Here is a 23440-nt window from a genome sequence, read left to right as displayed (position 1 = left end):
CCAGTTTAGGCGCGGGGCGGCTGATCACGCAAGTCAGAGCGGTGTTGCGCCGTCGAACACCCGGTCGATCATCGCCTGCGTCCCGCGCGAGAATTCGAGCGGACACGGGTATTCGTCGCCCGCGCGAACGGACCGGCAAAACGCCTCGACCTGCAGCTTGTAGTGATCGTCGGCCGGGAAACGCCGCACCAGAACCTCAAGCCCCGGGCGATGCAGCTCGACCCGGGCCTCGCCAAACACTCGCGCGTTGAACGGCGCGGTCAGGCGGATCAGGCCGCGTTCGCCGTGAAAGACCATTTCCTGATGCGGATGCATGCGGATCGAGACGTAAGCTGAATAGGTAAAGCCCGGAAATTGCGCACGTATTTCCGTGAACGCGTCGATGCCATCCTCCCAGCGGATGGCCGATTGCACGGCGTCCGGTTCCTGCCCCGTCGCAAAACGGGCCGACCCGATGACATAGACGCCGATGTCGCGCAGCCCGCCCCCGCCGGTTTCGGCGCGGTTGCGGATATTGCCGGTGTCGGCTCTGTTGTCGAAGCTGAATGCGCCCGTGACGTGCACCAGATCACCGATGGCGCCGTCGGCGATCAGGTCGCGCAAATGCTGCCACTGCGGGTGGTGCACGATCATATAGGCCTCGGCCGCCAGCAGCCCGGTCTGGTCGCGCTTGTGGATCAGAGCGTCGAACTCCTCGGCGCGCATGGTCATCGGCTTTTCACACAGAACGTGCTTGCCAGCGTCCAGCGCTTTCAGACTCCATTCCACATGCAGGTGGTTCGGCAGAGGGATATAGACCGCCTCGATTTCGGGCGAAGCCAGTAGCGCGTCATAGTCGTCAAAGACCGTAAGGTCCGGGCAGAAGTCCTGGAATGGACCGGCTTTCGCCGGATCCGAAGTCGCCAAAGCAGACAAACGCGCGCCCGAGGCCGCATGGATCGCTGGACCCATGAACTGGCGTGCGAATTTCGCCGCCCCCAGAATGCCCCATTGAACCGGATTGTGCATGGTTTCCTCCGTATTTGACCATGTTCCGCGCTGAAGTGTTTGCGCCAACATCTGTTGCGCCTTCTGTATCAGCCAAGCGACGCCAAGTCAGGCTTTTCTGTGCGCGGGACACCCGTAATCTGCGCATGACAAACGGGAGGGACTAACGTGAGAAGATTTCTGAAATGGCTGGCAGGCCTCACGGCGGCTGTGGTCGTCATCGGGGCCGTGATATTTTTCGTGGTAGTGCCGCCATATGTCGAAAACGCGCGCAACAACGTGATCGACCACGACCCATATCCGGTGTCCGACACTGCCGCTGCCCTGCACGAAACCCTGATCGTGGGCGACCTGCACGCCGATCCGCTGTTGTGGAGCCGCGACCTGACCGAGCGCGGAACCCGCGGCCAGGTGGATATTCCCCGGCTGATCGAAGGCAACGTGGCCCTGCAGGTGTTCACCGCCGTGACCAAATCACCGGCCGGGCAGAATTACGAGGCAAACTCGGCCGAGGCGTTCGACAACATCACCCTGCTGGCCATCGGTCAGCTATGGCCGCTGCGCACCTGGGACAGCTTGAAAGAACGCGCGATTTATCAGGCTGAGAAACTGCACCGGTTCGAGGCCGCCTCAAGCGGACATCTCAAGGTCATCAAGACCCGCGCGGATCTGGATGCGGTGCTCGACGCCCGCGCGCGCGGCGAACAGGTCGTGGGTGGCATTCTGGGGATCGAAGGCGCCCATCCGCTGGAGGGCGATCTGGCCAATCTCGACCCGATATTCGAGGCGGGCCACAGGGTGTTCGGGCTTCAGCATTTCTTTGACAACGAACTGGGCGGCTCGCTGCACGGCACCGGGAACACGGGCCTGACCGAATTCGGGCGGCAGGTGGTGGCCGAATTGGCCAAGCGCCCGGTGGTGATCGACCTGGCCCATTCCAGCCCGCAAGTGGCGCGCGACGTGCTGGCTATGACCGACGAGCCGCTGATCGTCAGCCATGGCGGTCTTCACGGGTTCTGCCCGGTCAAGCGCAACTATCCCGATGACCTGATGAAGGAAATCGCCGCGACCGGCGGTGTCATCGGGATGGGATATTGGGCCGACGTCACTTGCGGCGACATCGCCCCGGCGGGAATTGCCAAAATGATCAAGGCAGCCATCGAGGCGGTCGGGGAAGACCATGTGGCACTGGGGTCCGACTATGACGGCTCGGTCGAGACCGCATTCGACACATCGGAACTGGCGGCGATGACCTCGGCCTTGTTGGACGAGGGCCTGACCGAAGCTCAGATCCGCAAGGTCATGGGCGAAAACATGGTACGGGTATTCCGCCAACAGCTGCAGTAGGACGTGGCGAGAAAAAACGGCCCGGGTTCCCCGGGCCGCTTGTTCATCGGATTGCCGTGATCAGGCGGTGGCCAGCATGCCCTTTTCACGCGCCAACTCACGCATCTTTTTCTGCAGCTTTTCAAAGGCGCGCACCTCGATCTGACGGATGCGTTCGCGGCTGACATTGTACTGGGTACTCAGTTCCTCGAGCGTCACGGGCTGATCCATCAACCGGCGCTGGGTCAGGATATCCTTTTCGCGGTCATTCAGAACGTCCAGTGCCTCGGTCAGCAACTCGCGGCGCACCTCAAGCTCTTCGCGGGCTTCATAGTCGCCGGCCTGGTCGGCATCTTCGTCTTCCAGCCAGTCCTGCCACTGCATGGTGCCTTCGCCCTCGGACCCGACCGTGGCATTCAGCGACGCATCCCCACCCGACATGCGGCGGTTCATGCTGATGACCTCTTCTTCGGTCACACCCAAGTCATTGGCGATCTGCTTGACATTGTCCGGGTGCAGGTCGCCCTCCTCCAACGCGCCAATCCGTGCTTTCGCCTTGCGCAGGTTGAAGAACAGCTTTTTCTGCGCCGAGGTGGTGCCCAGTTTCACCAGCGACCAGGATCTCAGGATGTATTCCTGGATCGAGGCGCGGATCCACCACATCGCATAGGTCGCCAGACGGAAGCCTTTTTCCGGATCGAACCGCTTGACGGCTTGCATCAGGCCCACATTGGCCTCGGAAATCACCTCGGCCTGCGGCAAACCATAGCCGCGATAGCCCATGGCGATCTTGGCGGCCAGTCGCAGATGCGATGTCACCATCTTGTGCGCCGCTTCGGTGTCCTGCTCTTCGACCCAACGTTTGGCCAGCATGTACTCCTCTTCCGGCTCCAGCAGGGGGAATTTGCGGATTTCCTGCAGATACCGGTTCAGCCCACCTTCTGGCGTAGGCACGGGGAGATTTTTGTAATTTGCCATGTATCACGTCCCTTGGACAAATGTTTACGCCCTTAACATGGATATGGGGCCACGTTCAGGACCATTCAAGAGCAGGTGTTAACAGTCTGGGATTAAGGAACGATAAAGGAAAGCTAAGAAAGTCTTAGTCACGAGACTTTGCAGGTTGTTTCAGAACTGAGATGAGTGCCTCGATATCTCGCGGCAATGCTGCCTCAAAACGCATTTCCTCGCCGGAAACGGGATGAACAAAGCCCAGGACGGCCGCGTGCAGGGCTTGGCGCGGGAACGCACGCACCGCCTCCGCAGCGTCTGCATCAAACGACCGGGCCGACAGTCTACGCTTGCCGCCATAGACCGGGTCGCCCACCAAGCCGTGGCCTGCATGTGCCATGTGCACCCGAATCTGGTGGGTGCGTCCGGTTTCCAGCCAGCACTCGATCAATGATACCGCGCCGGGTTGTCCGAACACGTCAACGACGCGCGCACGCGTCACGGCATGGCGCCCGCCATGAAAAAGCACCGCCTGTTTCTGCCGATCATGTTTGTGCCGGGCCAGTTGCGTTGTGATGCGCATCACGTTGCCGGGCTCAAAACTCACGCCTTTGACACCGCGCAGCCGCGGGTCATTGGCATCCGGAACGCCATAGCAGACCGCTCGATAGTAGCGCTCGACGCTGTGCGCCTCGAACTGGGCCGCCAGCCCCTGGTGGGCGGCGTCCGATTTGGCAACCACCAGCAGCCCGCTGGTATCCTTGTCGATCCGGTGCACGATGCCCGGCCGCTTGACCCCGCCTACCCCCGACAATTCCTCGCCACAGTGGTGCAGCAGGGCGTTCACCAAAGTGCCGTTAGGCGACCCCGGTGCCGGGTGGACGACCATGCCCGCGGGCTTGTTGATCACGATCAGGTCAGCGTCTTCATGCACGATGTCCAGCGGAATGTCCTCGGCCCCGATGTGACTCTCGTCCGCTTCGGAGACGGTTATGGACACAACGGCGCCTTCCGGCACTTTGGCTTTGGCGTCGATCACGACCTTGCCGTTGACCAGAACCGCGCCCTCTTCGATCAGCCGGGCCAGCCGGGTACGCGACAGGTTTTCATCTGCTGGAACATCCCGCGAAAGCGCCTTATCAAGGCGGGGCGGCGGAGCGTCCGCGATAACGAAGTCTATTTGCCGGGTGCCCATGACTGTCCCTTCAGATCCCCAAGAACCGCAGGAAACGCCTCAGTTGCGCCTTCTGCGCCGCATGGTCATGCTGCTGACCGCGGTGATGATTGGCGGGGTTCTAGTGACATTCGCCTTGATTGTCATCCGTCTATCCGACCGGACCCCCACCCTGCCCGATCAGATCGAACTGCCGGACGGTGCAAAGGCCCAAGCCGTGACCATCGGAAACAATTGGTTCGCCGTGGTGACCGATGACAACCGCATCCTGATCTTCGACAAGACTACGGGTAGCCTCCGCCAAGACTTTCCAATCGAATGACGCAGTCGTTACTCTAGAGCCGAGGCCAGCGGATCAATCTGGTGTTTGATTCACATCTCGGCCAACAGAGAGTTTTTTGGCGGCACGCCACAATAATCATCTTTCAGAATCTGCCTCAGTCCTGATGCGTACAGGTGGATTGATTGAATGTGCGATGGAAGATCGATCCATCCGGGCTCAAAAAACCGATGTTTGTGGCGAGCTCGAATCGGGTAAAGTACGTCTGCACTTGACGATTTTCGAACCTCCCCAGTTTCCGACAAAAAGTAGCCAAGAGCGATGGGCCCCAATGTACCCCATTTCATGAACCAAAAGTCCAAAGGCGCACCCGATCTTACAATACTAAGTTCTTCTTCTTCGCCCCACCAAGAGGGTATCGAGCCCGGTTGCGAAATGAAGTCTGAAAACTTTCTCAATGCAGGGCTGGACTTTGGAAGCGACAATACACCATTTGGCACGTACCCGCCAACTCTCGAAAACAGATACCTCTCGTTAGGTTTCAAGGGCCTAACTGCATACGCGTTAGTATCGACCCAAAAATTGATCGGTCATGCCCAGCAGACGGATTCGGAATATGTCTGCATGAATTGCTGGGCTGCCAACAAGATGTCGCCTTCCCACTTTCTGGCGCAGTACTTCCGGAGGATCAAACACTTCGCGAGCATCCGCATGGATGACATAGTCGGGTAGGTTTCCAACATCACCATACGTGTAAAGGGTTATAGGCTGCCCTATGTCGGCGAAAGACTTTAGGCAAAGGAGGTCTAAGAAGCTCAATCGATTGCCGATCCAGAGCAACGCCGGTGTACTTCGTGGCGAAATACTGCTCATGTTTCTTTCCCTATTTCACTGCATTGCGCAAAGAACACTAGTCGTTATTTAATAGTCATCTGAGCCCAAAGCTGTTCGATATCCGGAGTCTTCCGAATTTGTTTTATGATCCGCCTATGCAGACTGCAGCAATTATGGTGCAACTCTGCTGTGGTTGGGTCGGATAGCAACTCCGAGAAACACTGCTTTTTCCGCTCCAGAATAGCATCAATACCCTTTTCTTCGACGTGATTGAGGTTCATGGTGTTCCAATAATCTAGCCCCATTTCATCACCAATATGGTTTGAACGGCCGCGCATTTTCTTGACCAGATAGCTCTCGCACGATTTCAGCGCGTAGTGGTTTAGCTGTACCAAATCATAGCCAACTGAATCGCGGGCCGACCGCCAACTGCCGTTGAAATACCGATCAGGCATCAATTGCCCTGACCCATTGTACCAATGGCATTCTGCAAAGGTTTCCACCCTTGGTAGCTTCGGTCTATGAACACCCAGCACGCCCCAGAGTTCTAGCTGGAACATAGTCTTCATCCCCCAAGCCTGCGGCGGTTTGTGTGAGCCCTCGGCAGCCGCCATGCGGAATTGTTCCGAAACGAAGGCATCCTCGTACTTAATAATGCCGCTATTTCCAAATATCCGCCATGTCATTGATATCATGCGCGCTTGCGGAATCGCACCCGTCAAATCCCGCAATGTGTTGCCACCTGTTTTGACAAAAATCTGCTCGTCGGCATCGATGGGTATAACCCAATCCTTCGGGCCGGCCACTTCCATTTCCAAAAACTTCCGATAGGCCCGCCGCTGTGGGCTGGTACGCCGTCTATTCGAGTTATTGTCGACATGGATCAGAACCCCGCGCTGGTCGAGCCGCTCGAGCAGCGCATCCGTCCCGTCCGTGCAGTCATTCGTCATCACGACCATCTGGTCGATGCCAATAGCCTGATTGTGCGCGACCCATTCCAGAACGAACGGGCCTTCGTTCTTCATCGGGGTAACGCTGACAAAGCGGGGGGGCTGATCGACCATTTTTGCCTCAGTTTTTGGTGCCATGCAGGCCGGACGCGGGCACGCAAGACCAGTGTTTGCCCGCCAGAATAATTCCATTGCAGGCGATGACCAAGCCGAAACCTTGGGCGTGTTTGCACACAGATGACCCTGAATGGTGCTGGATATCGTGAAAGGCCCGCATGTTACCCCTCTGCCCTTTTGAGCTGGTTGGAAAAACGTTTGTAGGTTGGACACAACGCCTTGGCCCGTTGCAGAAACACCTGCGCCCGCTGTTTTTCGCCGCGCTTCAGGCAAACCTGACCCGCGGCCCCTTGAATGGCGGCGGTGATGTCGTCCAGCTCGGCCGCGTGCAGGATCTGCGCCTCGGCCTGCTCTTCGGCGCCGATGCGCGCCAAGAGTTGCCCCATCGCGAAAACCAGAAACGCGCTGTCAGGGTCACAAGCCAGCGCCTCGGCCATAGTCAATCGCGCCTGACGTCGGTCACCTGCATCCGCATAAAGCTCGGCAAGACGTTTGTGGTACAAGGGGTTGTCAGGGCACCGCAGAACCACGTCCCGGGCGGCATCAATTGCCGTCTCGACGGCAACCTCACCCATGCGCCATTGCAGCAACGATGACAGGCTTTCCACAGCGAGGTCCTGTTCCGGCACGTCGTCGATCGCAGTCAGCCCGGCCCACAAAGCTTGCAGGCGCGGACCGCTGTCCTGCAGCCGCCTGGCGCGCTGGTCCAGGGAAAGATCGGACCAATCAAGCAGGATCATGTCGAAATTGCAGGGCGCCCTCACGATCACCTTGTGCTGGACAAGGTACAGGTTGTTGAACGGCGGAAACCGACGTTGGCGCAGCCTGCGCTGCAGGGACCAATCCACGGGCGGAAACAGTCGAACGGGCAGTTGATCGCGGTACAGCATGCGCGAACCCAAAACCACAACATCGGGTCGCAAGGGCTTGGCCCAAAACGCTTTTGCAAAGTGACGCCCGGCAGCCCAGCGTTTCTTTCTGGCGCCAAGGATGGCCCCCCGCAATGCAGTCAGAACCGCGTGATCTTCGGGCCAAAGATGCGGGTTTTCCAACCCGTCCCGGGCCAGCTGCTCGCTTTCCTTCCACTTGCCCAGGTAAAACGCGTTCAACGCCTGCAACAGGGGCAGAAAAGCGTTGTCCGCCCCGGCATCGAGGATCGGCTGGCCCAGATCATAAGCCTCTTGGCACCGATCCTGGGCGCACAGGTATTGCGCGGCCTTGGCATAGACATGGGCGGCCTCGGACGGGTTCAGAAAAGTCTCGGGTCCTTGCGCGACGCGCCGGATGACGGTTTCGTTCGCCTCGTCCAATTCGGCCTCAGTCAGGACATCGCGGAATACCAGTCTTTGCTGCCCCGATATTCGTGCAGCCGCCATGGAAAAGGCCGAGATGAACGGAGCGATCACCTGTTCGGCCCGGGACATGGCAAAAAGCTCGAGAAAGTCGCGCTGTGCTCGGGTCATTCCAGACAGGTCCGCAATGTCGGACATCTGCATCAGGTTCGGATAACGCTTTTGAAACCGCGCAATCAGCTCGGGCTGGTCCGAGAACATGATCGCGGGCCGGTCCAGCCTCTTGGAAAGATGCATATCGTAAAGTTCTTCCGGCTCGACCTTTGCCGGCCAGGTGGTGTGCTTCCAGGGCAGCGCGTTCAGGATGTCACCGCGCCGGATATGGTAGGCAGAAACGCCCTGCCCCGAGAGCCTTGCATCGGCAAGCTCCATGATGTGCCGGATTTGCGGAGTGAACCCGATACGGTGAATGAACTCGCGGTAGCGCGGGCGGATCGCTTCAATATCCTCCCAAGGAAAGGCAAGAACCTCGAATCCCTCTTCGACCAAGACCGAGCGGCCAGCGGCCAGATGCGCCATCAGCCGATCGGGCGTCGCGTCGCCCAAAAAGCTCCAGACCGGCAGCGCATTCTTCGACAGCCTATCGTGGGTTTTCTGATCCAGAAAGTGAGATTTGATCCATTCGGGATCGAACAGCTCTTCCGGGTTGTCCAGTTCTGGGGCATCGGCCCCCGGTGGAAACCAGTTGACCCGATAATCCGCGCCGAAATCCTCGGCCAGGCGTATGCAGGTCAGCATCATCAGCAGTCGGGCACCCATGCGGTCTTTGCGCTGGCCGATGAACACGCCCCGTTTGGGCGTCATGACGCGTCCCCTGCCGCCATAGCCCGGCGCATGGCCCGGAACCGCTGGCGGGCGGCCATTACCAGCTTTGGGTGACGTTCTTCGCCCACGGCTTCAATACCGCGCATGTAGATCGGCAGTCTCCGTCGGGCACGCATCATCTTGTAGTACTCGGACGGCTCCAGGGTCCCACGCATCGCCTGCTGCATCACCGGCTTCAAAAGATTGAGTTTCCGCAGCATGGGTGCGGCGAAGTGGTTGGCGAACCAGGTTTTGAGAAGAACGACATTGCCGCCCTGCAGCCGTGTGACCTGTTGCCTGTCCAAGTCAAAGAACGGGTCGTAAAACACATAGGCCCGGGCGGCGGCCTGAACGGTTTCGACAGCGTCACTCAGCGGCAGATCCCAGTCCTGGACACGACCGAATCGATAGCGAGTTTCCCAAGGGACCCGCCGCTCGTCCAATGTGGTCTGAGGATTGAAAGCAATGACGATCGCACCCGGAACCAGTGCTGAGAAGGTCAACGCGGCGAACCCTCCCATGGACGCCCCGGCAAACACGACCTGATCGAACTTGTCAAAAAAACCCTCGCGCGCCTTGTCCTCGAAATAACCGATGATTTCGGGGTCGCGATACCATGCCTTTGTGCGGGCGATCACGCCCAGATGGGACCACCCCTCGTCCCGGAAAAACTTCCAGCCCCACGGCTCGCGGGCAAAGGACAGGTCATTGGCATTTGCAATATTGTCAAAACTGATGACCAGCCGCGCCGGGTCACGCTGGTGGAATAGAACCGAATGGCGGTCGAGCTTTTGCAGAAACCCCGTCCCGTCCCCGCCGGGATAAATCTCGACAAACCAAGGCGGAGGCGGATCGGTCAGAATGCGTTCATAGCCGGTCTTCCGATCCGGGTGATCAGGTTGCAGCTGCGCTTTGGTCAGATCGTCCGCCATGGCCGTCACACCAGATTGTCGGCCAGCCAAGACCGGAACTCCACCCAATCGGGGCGCAACTTGATCTCGGCTATCTTGGCGCGGTGCCAGACGCAGGCCTGTTCGTGCAATTCGCGCAGTTCGGGGTCCGATTTGAGCTCGTCGAGCAACGGTGCTGCACGCTGGGCGATCGGCTGGATCGAGGTGTCCTGAACCTTGTTAGCATTCATGTCCGACCAGTAGGATTGCCCCTGATCCACCTTTACGTGGTTGGTCCGCCCCCGGTCCCGCTTGATAAGAAAGCCATCCAGAGATCGAACGGAATAATGATGGAGCCGTCCGAAGGAATGGTCGAAATTCCGCCAAGCGCGCCAACCGACATTCTCGGCCGGAAACAGATTTCCGCCCGCGTCCGACCATGCGACCTCGGCCTCTTTGCCCTCTTCAATGCCCTTGGGTCTGTGCGGTCCGAACCGAGTGAACTTGCCATTGTTCCGAAACAGCGTTTTCAGACCATATGCGCGACCCGAATGATAGGGAAACTCCTGATCCGCCATGCAAAATGACCGTGTCACGGGCGTGTCGTCAAAACTGATATTGCCCGACGTCCCAAACAACCGCCATGCGAACGAAATGGCGTCCACCGATTGTCCTGCCTTCTGTTCAACGGCATCAATCAAGGCCGCGAAGCTGTTGTCGCCGCATCGAATGTTCCAAAACTCATCGACATCAAGGCACATCAGCCAATCGGCTTCTTTGACCTTGGGATGTCGCCGTGCCCGCCGGAGCATCTGGTGCTGGGGGTTTCCACCCTCAGGCACAGCATTTGGGACGTGGGAGGCCAAACCCATCTGCTCAAGCCGTTGTGCAATTCTGTCGGTACCGTCCTCGCAGTCATTGGTGAAGATCACAAAGTGATCGACGCCCAAAGTCCGATGAAATGCGACCCACTCCAGCATGTAGGGGCCTTCGTTTTTCATCGTCGTGAATACGGTAATGGTCTGAGACATTTACGCCTGTTCCCGAACTGCCTTTGACCTTCTTCTTACACAAAGCGCACCAATGCTGCGAGGGTCGAATTCCGTACGGGGGAATGTCTGGGCCCACTGGTGCACCGCTACACGTGTAACCGACCTTCGGACGCAAGCGCCCTAAGCACCACGGAAGCAGACAACAGGTCCCATCTGGAGTCGATTGCCCTCTCAAATAATCCCAGAATTTTGGGTTACGGCGTAAAAGGGACCAGTAAAAACCAAACTAATTCCGCCAGTTGCACCGCAAATCTCTTGCGACCGGCCTCGTTAATCCCAACCCTACTAACGGAAAAACAGCGCACGTCAAAAGCGGCGGACGAGCAGTCTTGTCGAGGGGAGATGGTACCGCCTCCCTGGCTTGAACAGGGGACCTCTGGATCCACAATCCAGCGCTCTAACCAACTGAGCTAAGGCGGCACTCGTGAGGGGCGATTTAACGAACGCGTTCGGGGATTGCAAGAGCCTTAAAGTCGAATTGACCAGCTTTGTTCGATGAGATCGACGCCGAAGGAATGAACCGGTTTGCTGTTGGTCAGGCGCCATCCATACGCTTGGTACAGCTTGCAGGCAGCCCTGTGGCTTTCGTGGGTCCACAACACCATCGACGCATAGCCCGCGGATCGTGCAAAATCCATGCATGTCATCAAAAGCCGCGCCCCAAGTCCCCTGCCCCGCGCGTCGGGTTCCAGCAAAAAAAGGCGCAGTTTGGCGGTAGTTTCATCCTGCGCGACACAGAAAATACTACCAAGGCGCTTTCCGTCACTTTCAACGATCCATCCCCTCTCGCGTTGGGGATCATGCCCGGCGACAAATTCGTCCAGAATACGGGCCACCAGCGGAGCGAAGCTCTCGTCAAATCCTTCATCCCGCGCGTAAAGTGTTCCGTGGCGCTCGACCAGCCAATCGCGGTCATCTTCGCGAAACGGCCGGATCTCAGCATTGTCCCCTTGCAGCATCGGCCACACACTCCGCTTGATTCCCATTGCGTTGCAGGCTAGCAGAAACGCTCAGTCCCCGGAGGCGAGAATGGGCATCAATACCGAACGTGACATCGAAGCGAACCTTCAGATCGGTCCGACCGACCATGGAATGGTACGCCTGTTCATCGAGGCGGGCGAGCTGGAAATCCCCATGGATTTCGACCCGGAAGAAGCCGAGGAAATCGCCGACGAGATCCGCGCCGCAGCACAAGCCGCACGCGCCGTCAAAGGCTGAAATCAAAGCCGCGGATCACGCAGGCCGTGCAACCGCCGCGCGGCGTCCATGGCAAATTTCTGGATCATCTTTTTGCGTCTTGCCCCGGCCAACTTGGTCTCGGGGGACATGCGTACGATCTCGGCGTCATAAGCATCCGCAATGATAAGTCCGGTTTCAGCGGGCAGCAGCTCGGTGGGAAAGTCCGTGTCCACCGCCCAGAAGAAGCGGTCGCACCAATCCAGATAACCCTGCCACTTCGAATCGGACATATAGTCCGCCCGGCTGGACTTGCACTCGATCACCCAAAGCTCGCCCTTGGGCCCCAACCCCATGACGTCAACGCGCAACCCGCGGGTCGGGACGAATTCCTCAATCGAAACAAAGCCGTGCGTCACAAGGTGTCTAGAGACACCCCTAGCCAATCTTTGTCCGGGCTGAAGTTCAACTGTCATGCGCAGAGTGTGAACAATTAGTGAACAAATTGTCAAGTTGGCAGGTGTTGATCATCATCCCGGATTTTACCCGGCCCCCATGCCCAGGATTTGCCCCCACATTCAGCTTCCTCACGACCCAGACCAAAAACTGTTGTGCAAGCCCCTTGTGAAACTCAGTGTTGCGCCCTACTTACGCCCTTGGCGGGTTCTGCCCTTCTCGTGACTGGTAGCATTCCGGTGGCCTTAAGCAATTCCGAGGGAGCTGGCTCTGTTCGGGTCCTGGCCCGTTTACCTGGCGCCCACCTGTACATACAGGTCCTCGGGAATCAAAACCGCACGGTTGCCTGGTGGTCCCGCCGCCTTCCGATCAGAGGATTGTCCTCGAATCCGACGCTCGAGAAGTCCCGCCGTTGAGAGGTTTCCTTAGTCTTCTTACGGGAACAATTAAGCACTCGATTGCGACAGTTCCGGCTCTATAGATGCGAAAGTGTTCACGCGCAAAGGGCTGTGCCTGTCGACAAATTGGTCAAAACAAGCGCAAAGCGGCTCTGGCCCATCACGACCGGCGCGCTTCAACGCGCACGTGCTCCAACTTGACCGCGACCGAGGTACCGCCGCGCGGGCCTTTGGGCTTTTCGGCCATGCTCATGATCGCATAGGCGAACTGAACACCCGCAAAGACGATCCCGTTCATGAACCAGATCATGATCAGCGCGACGAAACCGATGTCGGACCCGGTGATGAGGTGACGCAGGTTGGCCACGTTCAAAAGCAGCAGCACCGCGACAAACACAGCCGAGATCACAAAGCCGAGCGCGACCTGGGTGATGTAAAGACGGATCAGTTTCGGCATGACGCACCTCCTTCACACGACAGGAGTCTAGCGCAATTTTATGCCGGGTAAAATCGCCCGTGGCGCGTCAGAACGCCTCGGGCTTGGCCTCGCGGGCCATGTGATCCAGTACCGCGTTGACGAATTTCGGCTCTTTTCCTTCGGGGAAGAAGGCACGCGCCACGTCGACGAATTCGGTGATGACCACCTTGGGCGGCGTGTCGCTCTGGCTCAGCTCGGCGCCGGCCGCGCGGAACAGCGCCCGCAGGGTCGGGTCGATGCGCGAGATCGGCCACTTGGCCACCAGCGCACGGTCGGTCATCTGGTCGATCGGCGCCTGATAGTTCACCGCGTCATCCACCAGCTTGCGGAAGACCGAGCTGTCGCCTTCCAGCATCTCGTCGCCCTCGTAGACCGCGCCGAACCGGTGATCCAGAAACTCGTTGACCACCTGCTCGGTCGTCTGGCCCGACTGCTCCATCTGGAACAACGCCTGCACGGCATACAGCCGCGCGGCGGATTTCATCAGACGTTTCCGGTTTGCCGGTTTCGGCGTATCTGTCTGGGTCATGCTGTCGTTGATCCGTTGCTGTCGCCCGCCACGAGGATGGACTCGGACGGCGGCTTGAATCCGACACCCTTTTTTGAAGCGCCCCACTTACGTCTGAGTGCGATCAGATGCAAGGCCGCAGCCGCCGCGCCGCCACCTTTGTTCATCTTTTCCGGATTCGCGCGCACTTCGGCCTGCGCGTCATTTTCAACCGTCAGGATTCCGTTGCCGATGCACAGCCCCTGCAGGCCCATCAACTGGATCGCGCGGCTGGAGTCGTTGCAGACGGTTTCATAATGCGTGGTCTCGCCCCGGATCACGCAGCCCAGCGCCACATAGCCGTCAAAGTTGCACTGGCGGTCGGCCATGGCAATCGCGGTCGGAATCTCGAGCGCACCGGGCACCTCGACCACCTCGCAGCGGCCGCCAGCGGCCTCGATCTCGGCCTTGGCGCCGCGAACAAGGTCGTCGGCGATGGCGCGATAGAACGGGGCCACGACGATCAGCAGCTTGACCGGGTCGTCGAATTTCGGGGTCGGCAGAACGCCGTGTTTGTCTTGCTCAGCCATGCTCAGTCATCCTTAAGAATCGAGCGGGTCCCGACGATGGACAGGCCAAAGGCGTCCAGACCCAGGTATTTCGTCTGCGGCGAGTCGGTCAGCAGCACCAGTTCCTTGATGCCCATCTTGGACAGGATCTGCGCGCCCAGACCGGTTTGCTTGATGGTGCGCGGGCCTTCGTCCTCGGCCGCGTACAACGAGTTGCGCGGGTTGCGGAACAGGCAGACCACGCCGCGCCCCTCGGCGGCGATCTTTTCCATCGCGCGCGGCAGTTCCTGCGGCGACTTCGGACCAAGACCCAGAATGTCCGAAGCCTCGTGCAGCGCATGGGTGCGGGTCAGCACCGGCTCGGGCGTGCTGATGTCGCCCTTGATCATCACCAAATGCTCAATCCCGTGGGTCTGATCGGTGAAGATCCGCATCTCCCACTCACCGCCATATTCCGACGTGACCATCCGGCGCGCGGTCTCGACCACCAGATTGTCGTGGCGCGCACGGTACGAGATCAGGTCGCTGATTGTGCCGATCTTCAGCCCATGCTCCTTGGCGAATTCGACCAGATCGGGCAGCCGGGCCATGGTGCCGTCGGGCTTCATGATCTCGCAGATCACGCCCGAAGGGTTCAGCCCGGCCAGACGCGAGATGTCCACGGCGGCCTCGGTGTGGCCGGCGCGTACAAGCACCCCGCCCCGCTTGGCGCGCAGCGGAAAGACATGGCCGGGCGTGGCCAGATGCGCCATGGTGTTCTGTTCGTTGATCGCGGTGGCGATGGTCAGCGCCCGGTCGGCGGCCGAGATCCCGGTGCTGACGCCTTCGCGTGCCTCGATCGAGACGGTAAAGGCGGTTTCGTGCCGCGACGAGTTGTTCACGGCCATCATCGGCAGGCCCAGCCGGTCGATCCGCTCGGCCGTCATCGGCAGGCAGATCAGCCCGCGGCCATGGGTGGCCATGAAATTGATCGCCTCGGCATCGGCGAATTCCCCCGGGATCACCAGGTCGCCTTCGTTTTCGCGGTCCTCGTGATCGACCAGAATGTACATCCGGCCCTGGCGCGCCTCTTCGATGATCTCTTCGATCGGGCTGATCGCGTCGCGCAGCTGGGCCTCGACCGGTCCGGGTGTTTCAAAGCTCATGGGGCAGCCTTTCACAGAGCAGGTGTTGCATCGCGGGATAGACCAGCGCGCGCGCAAAGGCCAGTCCGCAAACGAAGTGGGCCGTACCTAACGCGACGCAATTTCTTCGCTGGCGATCACGAAACCTCGGCCAGACGGGCCACGTACCGGGCCAGCGTGTCGATTTCCAGATTGACCCGATCTCCGACCTTCGCTGCACCCCAGGTCGTCACCTCTTTGGTATGGGGAATGAAGTTGATCCCGAAATCGCACCCGTCGACATCGTTGACCGTAAGCGAAGTGCCGTTCAGAGCAACCGAGCCCTTGGGCGCGATGAAGCGCGCCAAATCGTTGGGCGCGCGCAGGGTCACGCGGGTGCTGTCACCTTCTTCGGCCATCGCGACGATCTCTGCGACGCCATCCACGTGTCCCGATACGATATGGCCACCCAATTCGTCACCCACCTTCAAGGCCCGTTCAAGGTTGACCCTTGAGCCCACCTTCCAGCCGTCCAGATTGGTTTTGGAAACGGTCTCGGCGCTGATCTGAACATCGTACCAGTCATCACCCAGCGCGATGACGGTCAGGCAAACCCCGTCGCTGGCGATCGACGCACCAATATCTATGCCGGATGTATCATAGCCTGTCCGAATGCGCGCACGCAGATCGCCCTGCTGCTCCAACTCGATGATTGTGCCGATATCGGTGACGATCCCAGTAAACATTCCGTTAACCCTCTGCGCCTAAGCTGTGCCATGCAATCCACGCCGAGGTAAGGCCAAGTGGCGGGCGGAGCAAGCCCTGCCTTGCCCGGCTGGCCGCAAAAAGGCATAGTTTGCTCAACAAAACACGGGCAACAAGAATTCGAGCATCTGGCATGAGGCAACCGAAGGACAACTCCGACAGTCGCGTATTCCTGTTTCTGCAGGGGCCGCATGGGCCGTTCTTCAGCGGCCTGGGGCGCATGTTGCGCGCGGCTGGCGCGCAGGTATGGCGTGTCGGGTTCAACGCCGGGGACCAGGCCTTTTGGTTCGATCGCGCCAGCTATATCCCCTATCGCGGCGGGCTAGAAAACTGGCCGGAAAGCCTGACGAACATCATCCTGTCGCGCGGTGTAACCGACATCGTGCTTTATGGCGATGTTCGCTCGGTACACGCCGACGCGATCCGTACGGCGCGAAGCCACGGCATCCGTGTTCATGTGTTCGAGGAAGGGTACCTTCGACCTTGGTGGGTCACCTATGAACGCAATGGGTCAAACGGACATTCTCGCCTGATGGATCTGGAAATCGCCCAGATGCAGCAAGCGTTGCAAAGCTCGGGCGCCAAAACGCCCCCACCCCCGTCACATTGGGGGGATATGCGGCAACACATTTTCTACGGCGCACTGTACCACTGGTTCGTTCTGTGTGCGAACCGTGGGTACCGTAATTTCCGCCCGCACCGAGAAGTGCCTGTCTCAAAGGAATTCAAACTGTATTTCAAACGTTTGGCGCTCATGCCGATCCATCGACTGCAGCGCGTTCTCGCCACCTGGCGCGTAAGGCGCGGCGGGTTCCCCTATCATCTGGTGCTGCTGCAACTGGGGCACGACAGTTCGGTCCAGGCGCATTCAGACTTTTCATGCATGGCCGATTTTATCACCCCGGTGATGGAGGGGTTCGCCAAGGGCGCTCCGTCCCACCACCGCCTTGTCATCAAGGAACATCCCCTTGAGAACCAGCGCGAGCCGCTAAGAAGACGCGTCCAAGCACTTGCGCGCGAACTGGGCATTTCGGATCGCGTGCAATACGTGCCCGGGGGAAAGCTGGCGCGACTTCTGGATCACGCGAGCTCGGCCCTGACCATCAACTCCACCGCCGGACAGCAGGCTCTGTGGCGCGGCATCCCTCTGCGTGTCTTCGGCAAGTCGGTCTACGACAAGCCTGAACTGGTCTCGCATCAACCGATTGACGAATTCTTCAGGCACCCGCAAAAACCGGACACGGAAGCCTATCGGGCATACCGCCAATTCCTGTTGGAAACCAGCCAAGTGCCGGGCGGCTATTACTCGCGCGGCGGACGGCGCCAGTTGCTGCGGCGGGTTGCTGACATGATGTTGCAGGCTCGCGACCCTTATCAGGCCGCGCTGACCGGAATCGCGACCATCACGCCACAGTTGAAAATCGTTGAGTGACGCGGTGCTTCGCTGGCTGGAACTTGAAGTATGAAACCGCTAGTTTGACCTCAAACCAAAAGACTACATACGAAACTCGAGGTATTTCGGCAGTGCAGCGTTTCCCTACTCGATGGATACGAGGGTTTTCCCTCGTTGCAGCCATTGGTCTACTGACAGCGTGCCAACTGCCCAAGGCAGGGCCGAACAAAACCGAAATTCTGGCGGGCTCGACAGTCAATGGCGGCAACGCCCACGTGGTCGAAGTTGATGACCGGGTGGCCCACGTCACCTCTGCGGTTCCACAGTTTGGCTTTCCCCCTGCCTTCCGGTCAGCACAAAGCGTAACATCCGACACCATTCGTCCCGGCGACGTGCTTGGCCTGACCATCTGGGAAAACGTCGACGACGGTCTGCTGGCTGGTGAAACCGGCCCATCGACCAATCTCGATGAGGTTCAGGTCGACAGCGAAGGCTTTATTTTCGTGCCCTATGCCGGCCGCTTGCGCGCCTCGGGCAACACGCCCGAGCAGCTACGCTCGCTGATTGCGGAAAAGCTGCGCGAGCAAACGCCTGATCCGCAGGTTCAGATCCGCCGCGTGGCGGGTGACGGTGCGACGGTCTCGGTAACCGGTACGATCGGCGCCTCTGGCATCTACCCGATCGAGCGCCCGACCCGCACGCTTTCGACGATGCTTGCCAGGGCCGGCGGCGTGGCGGTCGCCCCGGATATTGCGCTGGTCACGGTGATCCGCGGCAATCAGCGTGGCACCGTGTGGTATGACGATCTGTTCCGCAATCCTGAAACCGACATCGCACTGCGCGGCGGTGATCGCATCCTGGTCGAACAGGACACCCGGTCGTATATCGCGCTGGGGGCCACGGGTGGGCAATCCCGGGTCGCCTTCGACAGTCAGGATCTGTCCGCGCTGGAAGCACTGGCGCAGGTCGGCGGCTTGCAATCGCTGTCCTCAGATCCCACAGGGATCTTCGTTCTGAGGGACGAACGTGAAGATATCGCACGCAAAGTGCTGGGCCAGCCGAACCTTCAGGGCGAACAACGCGTGATCTACCTGCTGAACCTCACGGCGCCCAACGGTCTGTTTGTAGCACGTGATTTCGTGATCCGCGACGACGACACGATTTACGTGACCGAAGCCCCCTATGCACAGTGGACCAAGTCGATTTCGCTGATTGCCGGCGGTCTGACACCCGTTGCAAACGTCGCCACGCTGACCGGAAACTGAGGCATGAAACCCGGCGCCGACACTGCGGACGCCGAGGATCGAACGCGCCTGTATGTCTACAATGGCGGGTTTCTGACCCAACGCAGGGTCAGACGCATCCTGTCGCTGGCAGGATTCGACATTCGCGTTGGGCTTCCGCGTTCGGGCGACATGGTGGGCATCTGGGGCGAAAGCCCGACCGCGCACCGCGGAACCCGAGTAGCGAAAGACCGGAATATCCCGCTGTTGCGGGTCGAAGATGCATTCCTGCGATCCCTGCTGCCGGGGCGCGATCACGAGCCGCCACTGGGCCTGCTTCTGGAACGACGTGCGATGCATTTCGATCCGTCACAGCCGTCGGACCTCGAAACTCTGCTGGCCACGCACCCGCTGGATGACACCGCCCTGCTGGATCGGGCGCGCGGCGCGATCGCACGGCTGAAGGAATCGCATCTGAGCAAGTATTCGGCCTGCGACCCGGATATCGCACCCCCGGATCCGGGCTATGTGCTCGTTGTCGATCAGATACAGGGCGATGCGGCGGTTACGGCAAGCCGGGGCGACCCCGCGCGGTTTCTCGAAATGCTGATCATGGCCCAAGAAGAAAACCCCGGCGCGCGTGTGATCATCAAGACCCACCCGGAAACGCTGCAGGGCCATCGGCGCGGTTTCTTCTCGGAGGATGATGAAACTGATCGTGTTTCCCTGTTGGCGGATCAGATCAGCCCCTGGTCGTTGCTGGAAGGCGCGATTGGCGTCTATACCCTGTCTTCGCAACTGGGGTTTGAGGCCATTCTGGCCGGTCACAAACCTAGGGTTTTTGGGCAACCCTTCTATGCCGGGTGGGGTCTGACGCAGGACGAGATGCCTCTGCCGCGCCGGCAGCGCAATCTGACCCGCGCTCAACTATTCGCTGCCGCCATGATACTGTACCCGACGTGGTACGATCCCTATCGCGACCAGCTGTGTGAACTTGAAACGGTGCTGGATACGCTTGAGGCCCAGAGCCGCGCCTGGCGACAGGACAGGCACGGCTGGACAGCGTCTGGAATGCGCCTGTGGAAACGCAGGCATATTCAGCAAACCTTCGGGAAGTGGAAAAAAGTCCGTTTCGTGCCAGAACCGCCTTCGGCGTCCGACAGGCCGCATATGGTCTGGGCCAATCGTGATCTGGAAGCCGAAGATGTGGTCCGCGTCGAAGACGGTTTTCTGCGCTCGCGCGGGTTGGGGGCCAACCTTGTGCCGCCGCTTTCACTGGTGACCGACGACCTTGGAATTTACTACGACCCCACCCGACCCAGCCGTCTGGAGGAACTGATCACCGCTCGCGAAGAGTTGCGACCCGATCAGGAGATACGGATACGCCGCCTGGTGACGCAACTCACCGCGGCGGGGCTAAGCAAATACAATACGGGCGGCAGTTGCCCGCCCTTGCCGGACGGGCACCGGATTCTTGTACCTGGCCAGGTAGAGGATGACGCCTCGATCCGGTTGGGCACCAGCACGGTCCGCACAAATCTCGAGCTGCTGAGCACCGCTCGCGCGGCCAATCCCGACGCAGTTCTGATCTACAAACCGCATCCGGATGTTGAGGCCGGGCTTCGGGACGGTCGAACAGACGCCGAGGGTTTGGCCGATGTCGTCCTCTACGAGGTCGACCCGGCACTGGTTCTGCCGGAGGTTCAGGAGGTCTGGACTATGACCTCACTGCTCGGGTTCGAAGCTCTGCTGCGCGGGATACAGGTCACTACGCTTGGGGCCCCGTTCTACGCCGGCTGGGGTCTGACGACGGACCTTGGATCGGTCCCGGCACGACGAGGCGCGCGACCGACGGTGCTGGGCCTGGCCTACGCCACGCTCATCGACTATCCACGGTATTTTGATCCAATCACTCGCGATGCCTGCCCGGCGGAGGTTGTCGCAGACCGTTTGGCGCAGGGCCCGATTTCACCTGCTGGGCCGGAAATCCGGCTGCTGGCCAAGCTTCAGGGGGCTTTTGCAACACATGCGAACCTGTGGCGCTAGGGCTCGCCGCTAGCGGACCGGCCTGCGCCAGACATGCAGAACATCGCCACCCAAGTCCCGGGTTTCGACCAGCGCAAAGCGAGGCGCGTCGCCCAGTTCCTCAAGCCCCATGGCGCCAATGGCGGGCAAGCCTTCGGCCCCGATGGCCAAGCCCGCGCTGAAACCGACCAACTCGTCGACCAGATCATTTGCCAGTAGGGACGCGGCCAATGCTGAGCCCCCCTCGCAGAACACCCGGGTCAGACCGGCCTGCCCCAATTGGTGGAGTATGTCTGCAGCGTCGATCCGGTGATCCTGCAACGCGCAGGATATCAGCCGCGCGCCCAGTCCCTGCCACGCCGCGGCACGCTCGGGATCGGGCGACGGGCCATGGCATAGCCAAACGGGAATATCCGAGGCAGTTCGGGCCAACTGGCTGAGCAAAGGCAATTCGAGGTGACGTGAAACCACGACACGCACGGGCTGCCGGTCGATACCCAGATCACGAACCGTCAGCGAAGGATCGTCGGCCCGCGCGGTGCCCGCGCCGACCATCACCGCATCGTGCCGCGCACGCATGGCATGCACCGCCCGGCGGGCCTCGGGGCCGGTGATCCACTTGCTCTGCCCGGTCTCGGTTGCGATCCGTCCATCAAAGCTGCTGGCAAGTTTCAGCGTCACGAAGGGTCGGCCTTGCTCGGTCTTCATGAAAAAGCCCGCGTGATCCATTGCCGCCTGATCGCTCAGAACCCCGGTCGTGACCTCAATCCCGGCATCGCGCAACATGGCAAACCCCTGCCCCGCGACGCGCGGATCGCTGTCCTCGATCGCCGAAACCACACGGGCCACTCCGGCGTCAATCAAAGCCTGGGCACAAGGTGGCGTTTTGCCGTGATGCGAACATGGCTCCAGCGAGACATAAGCGGTCGCGCCACGCGCCTGTTCGCAGGCCTGGGCCAGAGCTTCGGTTTCCGCATGAGGGCGACCGCCGGGCTGCGTCCAACCGCGCCCGACGATCCTGCCGTTTTTCACCAGAACGCATCCAACCGCGGGGTTGGGCCAGCAAGATCCTTGTCCGCGCCGCCCCAAGGACAGGGCCAGCGCCATGTATCGCTTGTCTGTTTCGGTCACTCGTCAGTCGATGGCTGCGGCGGGCGCAGTTCGTGGACGAACTCCTCGAAATCATCGGCCGCCTGGAAATTCTTGTATACGCTCGCAAAGCGAACATAGGCGACGGTGTCGATCCGCGCCAGAGCTTCCATGACGATCTCGCCGATCTTGTTGGACGGAATGTCGGTCTCACCCATGCTTTCCAAGCGCCGCACGATGCCGGATATCATCTGGTCGATGCGGTCCGGATCAATCGGGCGCTTCTGCATCGAAATTCGGATTGACCGTTCCAGTTTGTCCCGATCGAAATCCTCGCGTTTGCCATTTGTCTTGATAACCACGAGGTCGCGCAACTGGACCCGCTCATAGGTGGTGAAACGGCCCCCGCATGCGGGGCAGAACCGACGCCTGCGGATGGCCACGTGATCTTCTGCCGGACGTGAGTCCTTGACCTGAGTATCGATATTTCCGCAAAACGGGCAGCGCATCCGCCGTCTCCTCGTCCCTTGTTCCGCCTCTTTTTGTCAGCGCTGTGGCCGACTTATCCACAACTATAGGGCAGCCGCTAGAGTTTGGGTAGTCGGAAATTTCAACCGCTATATGCAGGGTCACCCAAAATGCGCCGCAACTCGGCGAACATGGCGCGCGGTCCGGTGTTCGAACAGGTAGATACCCTGCCATGTTCCCAAGGCAGGTTGCCCACGTCGGACCGGGATCGAAAGCGAGACCGGCATCATAGCCGCCTTGATATGGGCCGGCATGTCATCGGGCCCTTCATACGTATGTTTCAGATAAGACATCGACGGATGATCTGTGGGCGGAACCAGCTGCGAGAAAAATGCCTGCAGGTCCGTCTGAACCTCGGGATCCGCGTTTTCCTGTATCAAGAGTGAACAGGATGTGTGGCGGACGAACAGCGTCAGCAATCCGTCGGCCCCACTTGAGGACAGCCAGTCACGGATGTCGGAGGTGAACTCGTACAGCCCCTGCCCTCGGGTTTCGATGGTGAATTCGGCCTGCATCAACCGGGTGGCCCTGTTTGCGTCAGTTGAAGAATGGGCGCACGTTGCACCGGGCATTCGCACCTTGGACCGACATGCTGTAGCCCGGTTGAAATCCAGAAACCACTACGCTGGGTTGCTGTGGCACGCCGCCTGTCGGCGGTTTGATCGAAAACTGCACGGCGGTCCGACGCCCGGTTGTCACACTGGGCCCATAGCCGCGCAAAACGTAAATCCGCTGCTGCCAGCCGGCCCCCAGTTTGCGCCGAGCAAAATCCGCCGCCGCGCACCAATACCCATCAACGTCCTGCCGGGCGCGGGGGATGACCTCAAAATCGGTGCTGTTCATCGGCTCGGTCCGGTACCCGTTCGGGGCGGCGTCAGTCTCGACCGGAGCGGCTGCAACCATTGCCGCCAACGCGGCGCATGTCAGAATATGTTTCATTGCAAATATCTTCCCTGATTTCGACACGCATCATAGCCTAGTTTTTCACCAAGCCCAGAACAGCGTCGTTCACGATGATTTCAGGAACAGTGCG

General features: G+C 59.9%; 25 protein-coding genes and 1 tRNA gene. 6 read left to right on the top strand and 20 right to left on the bottom strand.

Going from position 1 to position 23440, the window contains the following annotated elements; all coding sequences use genetic code 11:
* Positions 1-33: 33 nt before the first annotated feature.
* On the bottom strand, positions 34-1008 hold the full coding sequence (locus ACR0IR_RS04030; protein ID WP_170363692.1) for a Gfo/Idh/MocA family protein: 975 nt from the start codon (positions 1006-1008) through the stop codon (positions 34-36).
* Between the two features lie 147 nt (positions 1009-1155).
* Between ACR0IR_RS04030 and ACR0IR_RS04025 the strand changes: the two genes are divergently transcribed.
* Complete coding sequence (locus tag ACR0IR_RS04025) at positions 1156-2334, top strand: dipeptidase (protein ID WP_170363693.1); 1179 nt, start codon at positions 1156-1158, stop codon at positions 2332-2334.
* 60 nt (positions 2335-2394) lie between these two features.
* On the opposite strand, the gene rpoH is transcribed toward ACR0IR_RS04025, so the two are convergent.
* On the bottom strand, positions 2395-3291 hold the full coding sequence (gene rpoH, locus ACR0IR_RS04020; protein ID WP_170363694.1) for an RNA polymerase sigma factor RpoH: 897 nt from the start codon (positions 3289-3291) through the stop codon (positions 2395-2397).
* Positions 3292-3415: 124 nt separating this feature from the next.
* Positions 3416-4459 carry an RluA family pseudouridine synthase gene (locus ACR0IR_RS04015; protein WP_170363695.1) on the bottom strand — a complete coding sequence of 348 codons (1044 nt, stop codon included), beginning with the start codon at positions 4457-4459 and terminating at the stop codon, positions 3416-3418.
* Here ACR0IR_RS04015 and ACR0IR_RS04010 point away from each other — a divergent pair.
* Entirely contained in the window at positions 4458-4760 is a 303-nt protein-coding gene (locus ACR0IR_RS04010) for a DUF6476 family protein (protein ID WP_170363696.1), read from the top strand. The genes ACR0IR_RS04015 and ACR0IR_RS04010 overlap by 2 nt on opposite strands.
* Before the next feature lie 522 nt (positions 4761-5282).
* Here ACR0IR_RS04010 and ACR0IR_RS04005 read toward each other — a convergent pair.
* The 7 genes from ACR0IR_RS04005 to ACR0IR_RS03975 form a co-directional block, all read right to left on the bottom strand.
* Positions 5283-5591 carry a hypothetical protein gene (locus ACR0IR_RS04005; protein WP_170363697.1) on the bottom strand — a complete coding sequence of 103 codons (309 nt, stop codon included), beginning with the start codon at positions 5589-5591 and terminating at the stop codon, positions 5283-5285.
* A gap of 44 nt (positions 5592-5635) precedes the next feature.
* Positions 5636-6616 (bottom strand): glycosyltransferase family 2 protein, encoded by a 981-nt coding sequence (locus tag ACR0IR_RS04000; RefSeq protein WP_170363877.1) that lies wholly within the window; start codon positions 6614-6616, stop codon positions 5636-5638.
* 164 nt (positions 6617-6780) lie between these two features.
* Entirely contained in the window at positions 6781-8775 is a 1995-nt protein-coding gene (locus ACR0IR_RS03995; RefSeq protein ID WP_170363698.1) for a hypothetical protein, read from the bottom strand.
* Positions 8772-9707: a hypothetical protein gene (locus tag ACR0IR_RS03990; protein ID WP_170363699.1), complete on the bottom strand. Its 936-nt coding sequence runs from the start codon at positions 9705-9707 to the stop codon at positions 8772-8774. The genes ACR0IR_RS03995 and ACR0IR_RS03990 overlap by 4 nt, the downstream gene beginning before the upstream one ends.
* A gap of 5 nt (positions 9708-9712) precedes the next feature.
* Complete coding sequence (locus tag ACR0IR_RS03985) at positions 9713-10696, bottom strand: glycosyltransferase family 2 protein (RefSeq protein ID WP_170363700.1); 984 nt, start codon at positions 10694-10696, stop codon at positions 9713-9715.
* A gap of 364 nt (positions 10697-11060) precedes the next feature.
* A tRNA-His gene (locus ACR0IR_RS03980) sits at positions 11061-11137 on the bottom strand.
* A gap of 47 nt (positions 11138-11184) precedes the next feature.
* Positions 11185-11676, bottom strand: a complete 492-nt coding sequence (locus tag ACR0IR_RS03975) for a GNAT family N-acetyltransferase (RefSeq protein WP_170363701.1) — start codon at positions 11674-11676, stop codon at positions 11185-11187.
* A 70-nt stretch (positions 11677-11746) separates the two neighbouring features.
* On the opposite strand from ACR0IR_RS03975, the gene ACR0IR_RS03970 reads away from it, so the two are divergent.
* Entirely contained in the window at positions 11747-11935 is a 189-nt protein-coding gene (locus tag ACR0IR_RS03970) for a DUF6324 family protein (protein ID WP_093961768.1), read from the top strand.
* A gap of 2 nt (positions 11936-11937) precedes the next feature.
* Here the strand turns inward: ACR0IR_RS03970 and ACR0IR_RS03965 are convergent, their stop codons facing one another.
* The 6 genes from ACR0IR_RS03965 to ACR0IR_RS03940 form a co-directional block, all read right to left on the bottom strand.
* The gene (locus ACR0IR_RS03965; protein WP_170339701.1) at positions 11938-12369 is read right to left on the bottom strand and encodes an MmcB family DNA repair protein; all 432 of its coding nucleotides are present in this window, start codon (positions 12367-12369) and stop codon (positions 11938-11940) included.
* 538 nt (positions 12370-12907) lie between these two features.
* Positions 12908-13204 (bottom strand): hypothetical protein, encoded by a 297-nt coding sequence (locus ACR0IR_RS03960; protein ID WP_170363702.1) that lies wholly within the window; start codon positions 13202-13204, stop codon positions 12908-12910.
* Positions 13205-13271: 67 nt separating this feature from the next.
* Positions 13272-13754 carry a transcription antitermination factor NusB gene (nusB, locus tag ACR0IR_RS03955; RefSeq protein ID WP_170363703.1) on the bottom strand — a complete coding sequence of 161 codons (483 nt, stop codon included), beginning with the start codon at positions 13752-13754 and terminating at the stop codon, positions 13272-13274.
* Positions 13751-14302, bottom strand: a complete 552-nt coding sequence (locus ACR0IR_RS03950) for a 6,7-dimethyl-8-ribityllumazine synthase (protein ID WP_170363704.1) — start codon at positions 14300-14302, stop codon at positions 13751-13753. The genes nusB and ACR0IR_RS03950 overlap by 4 nt, the downstream gene beginning before the upstream one ends.
* 2 nt (positions 14303-14304) lie before the next feature.
* Positions 14305-15426: a 3,4-dihydroxy-2-butanone-4-phosphate synthase gene (ribB, locus tag ACR0IR_RS03945; protein ID WP_170339708.1), complete on the bottom strand. Its 1122-nt coding sequence runs from the start codon at positions 15424-15426 to the stop codon at positions 14305-14307.
* A 116-nt stretch (positions 15427-15542) separates the two neighbouring features.
* A complete protein-coding gene (locus ACR0IR_RS03940; protein WP_170339710.1) occupies positions 15543-16130 on the bottom strand; it encodes a riboflavin synthase in 588 nt (195 codons plus the stop codon).
* 152 nt (positions 16131-16282) lie between these two features.
* Here ACR0IR_RS03940 and ACR0IR_RS03935 point away from each other — a divergent pair, with 152 nt between their 5' ends.
* The 3 genes from ACR0IR_RS03935 (at position 16283) to ACR0IR_RS03925 (ending at position 20811) form a co-directional block, all read left to right on the top strand.
* Positions 16283-17581 (top strand): capsule biosynthesis protein, encoded by a 1299-nt coding sequence (locus ACR0IR_RS03935; protein ID WP_170363705.1) that lies wholly within the window; start codon positions 16283-16285, stop codon positions 17579-17581.
* A 92-nt stretch (positions 17582-17673) separates the two neighbouring features.
* Positions 17674-18807, top strand: coding sequence for a polysaccharide biosynthesis/export family protein (locus ACR0IR_RS03930; RefSeq protein ID WP_170363706.1), 1134 nt, complete (start codon positions 17674-17676; stop codon positions 18805-18807).
* Between the two features lie 3 nt (positions 18808-18810).
* Positions 18811-20811, top strand: coding sequence for a capsular polysaccharide biosynthesis protein (locus tag ACR0IR_RS03925; RefSeq protein ID WP_170363707.1), 2001 nt, complete (start codon positions 18811-18813; stop codon positions 20809-20811).
* A gap of 9 nt (positions 20812-20820) precedes the next feature.
* On the opposite strand, the gene ribD is transcribed toward ACR0IR_RS03925, so the two are convergent.
* From ribD to ACR0IR_RS03905, 4 genes are all read right to left on the bottom strand, one after another.
* On the bottom strand, positions 20821-21921 hold the full coding sequence (gene ribD, locus ACR0IR_RS03920; RefSeq protein ID WP_170363708.1) for a bifunctional diaminohydroxyphosphoribosylaminopyrimidine deaminase/5-amino-6-(5-phosphoribosylamino)uracil reductase RibD: 1101 nt from the start codon (positions 21919-21921) through the stop codon (positions 20821-20823).
* Positions 21918-22388 carry a transcriptional regulator NrdR gene (gene nrdR, locus ACR0IR_RS03915; RefSeq protein WP_039534475.1) on the bottom strand — a complete coding sequence of 157 codons (471 nt, stop codon included), beginning with the start codon at positions 22386-22388 and terminating at the stop codon, positions 21918-21920. Before nrdR ends, ribD begins: the two co-directional genes overlap by 4 nt.
* A gap of 120 nt (positions 22389-22508) precedes the next feature.
* The gene (locus ACR0IR_RS03910; RefSeq protein WP_170363709.1) at positions 22509-22922 is read right to left on the bottom strand and encodes a secondary thiamine-phosphate synthase enzyme YjbQ; all 414 of its coding nucleotides are present in this window, start codon (positions 22920-22922) and stop codon (positions 22509-22511) included.
* Positions 22923-22944: 22 nt separating this feature from the next.
* Positions 22945-23346 (bottom strand): hypothetical protein, encoded by a 402-nt coding sequence (locus ACR0IR_RS03905; protein ID WP_170363710.1) that lies wholly within the window; start codon positions 23344-23346, stop codon positions 22945-22947.
* Positions 23347-23440 lie beyond the last annotated feature (94 nt).

It is taken from the genome of Ruegeria sp. CF2 (genome assembly GCF_056537385.1).
Note: the sequence above shows the minus strand (reverse complement) of the source record. Positions and strands in the feature narration are given on the sequence as shown.

Excerpts from the sequence above, each read along its gene's own strand:
- ACR0IR_RS04005 (WP_170363697.1), bottom strand. The coding sequence starts at position 5,591 with ATGAGCAGTATTTCGCCACGAAGTACACCGGCGTTGCTCTGGATCGGC.
- ACR0IR_RS03975 (WP_170363701.1), bottom strand. The coding sequence starts at position 11,676 with ATGCTGCAAGGGGACAATGCTGAGATCCGGCCGTTTCGCGAAGATGAC.
- ACR0IR_RS03950 (WP_170363704.1), bottom strand. The coding sequence starts at position 14,302 with ATGGCTGAGCAAGACAAACACGGCGTTCTGCCGACCCCGAAATTCGAC.
- ACR0IR_RS04030 (WP_170363692.1), bottom strand. The coding sequence starts at position 1,008 with ATGCACAATCCGGTTCAATGGGGCATTCTGGGGGCGGCGAAATTCGCA.
- ACR0IR_RS03935 (WP_170363705.1), top strand. The coding sequence starts at position 16,283 with ATGAGGCAACCGAAGGACAACTCCGACAGTCGCGTATTCCTGTTTCTG.
- ACR0IR_RS03905 (WP_170363710.1), bottom strand. The coding sequence starts at position 23,346 with ATGAAACATATTCTGACATGCGCCGCGTTGGCGGCAATGGTTGCAGCC.
- nrdR (WP_039534475.1), bottom strand. The coding sequence starts at position 22,388 with ATGCGCTGCCCGTTTTGCGGAAATATCGATACTCAGGTCAAGGACTCA.
- ACR0IR_RS03965 (WP_170339701.1), bottom strand. The coding sequence starts at position 12,369 with ATGACAGTTGAACTTCAGCCCGGACAAAGATTGGCTAGGGGTGTCTCT.
- ACR0IR_RS03910 (WP_170363709.1), bottom strand. The coding sequence starts at position 22,922 with ATGCAGGCCGAATTCACCATCGAAACCCGAGGGCAGGGGCTGTACGAG.
- nusB (WP_170363703.1), bottom strand. The coding sequence starts at position 13,754 with ATGACCCAGACAGATACGCCGAAACCGGCAAACCGGAAACGTCTGATG.
- ACR0IR_RS03960 (WP_170363702.1), bottom strand. The coding sequence starts at position 13,204 with ATGCCGAAACTGATCCGTCTTTACATCACCCAGGTCGCGCTCGGCTTT.
- ACR0IR_RS03985 (WP_170363700.1), bottom strand. The coding sequence starts at position 10,696 with ATGTCTCAGACCATTACCGTATTCACGACGATGAAAAACGAAGGCCCC.
- ACR0IR_RS04010 (WP_170363696.1), top strand. The coding sequence starts at position 4,458 with ATGACTGTCCCTTCAGATCCCCAAGAACCGCAGGAAACGCCTCAGTTG.
- ACR0IR_RS04015 (WP_170363695.1), bottom strand. The coding sequence starts at position 4,459 with ATGGGCACCCGGCAAATAGACTTCGTTATCGCGGACGCTCCGCCGCCC.
- ACR0IR_RS03925 (WP_170363707.1), top strand. The coding sequence starts at position 18,811 with ATGAAACCCGGCGCCGACACTGCGGACGCCGAGGATCGAACGCGCCTG.
- ACR0IR_RS04000 (WP_170363877.1), bottom strand. The coding sequence starts at position 6,616 with ATGGTCGATCAGCCCCCCCGCTTTGTCAGCGTTACCCCGATGAAGAAC.
- rpoH (WP_170363694.1), bottom strand. The coding sequence starts at position 3,291 with ATGGCAAATTACAAAAATCTCCCCGTGCCTACGCCAGAAGGTGGGCTG.
- ACR0IR_RS03940 (WP_170339710.1), bottom strand. The coding sequence starts at position 16,130 with ATGTTTACTGGGATCGTCACCGATATCGGCACAATCATCGAGTTGGAG.
- ACR0IR_RS03995 (WP_170363698.1), bottom strand. The coding sequence starts at position 8,775 with ATGACGCCCAAACGGGGCGTGTTCATCGGCCAGCGCAAAGACCGCATG.
- ACR0IR_RS03970 (WP_093961768.1), top strand. The coding sequence starts at position 11,747 with ATGGGCATCAATACCGAACGTGACATCGAAGCGAACCTTCAGATCGGT.
- ACR0IR_RS03990 (WP_170363699.1), bottom strand. The coding sequence starts at position 9,707 with ATGGCGGACGATCTGACCAAAGCGCAGCTGCAACCTGATCACCCGGAT.
- ribB (WP_170339708.1), bottom strand. The coding sequence starts at position 15,426 with ATGAGCTTTGAAACACCCGGACCGGTCGAGGCCCAGCTGCGCGACGCG.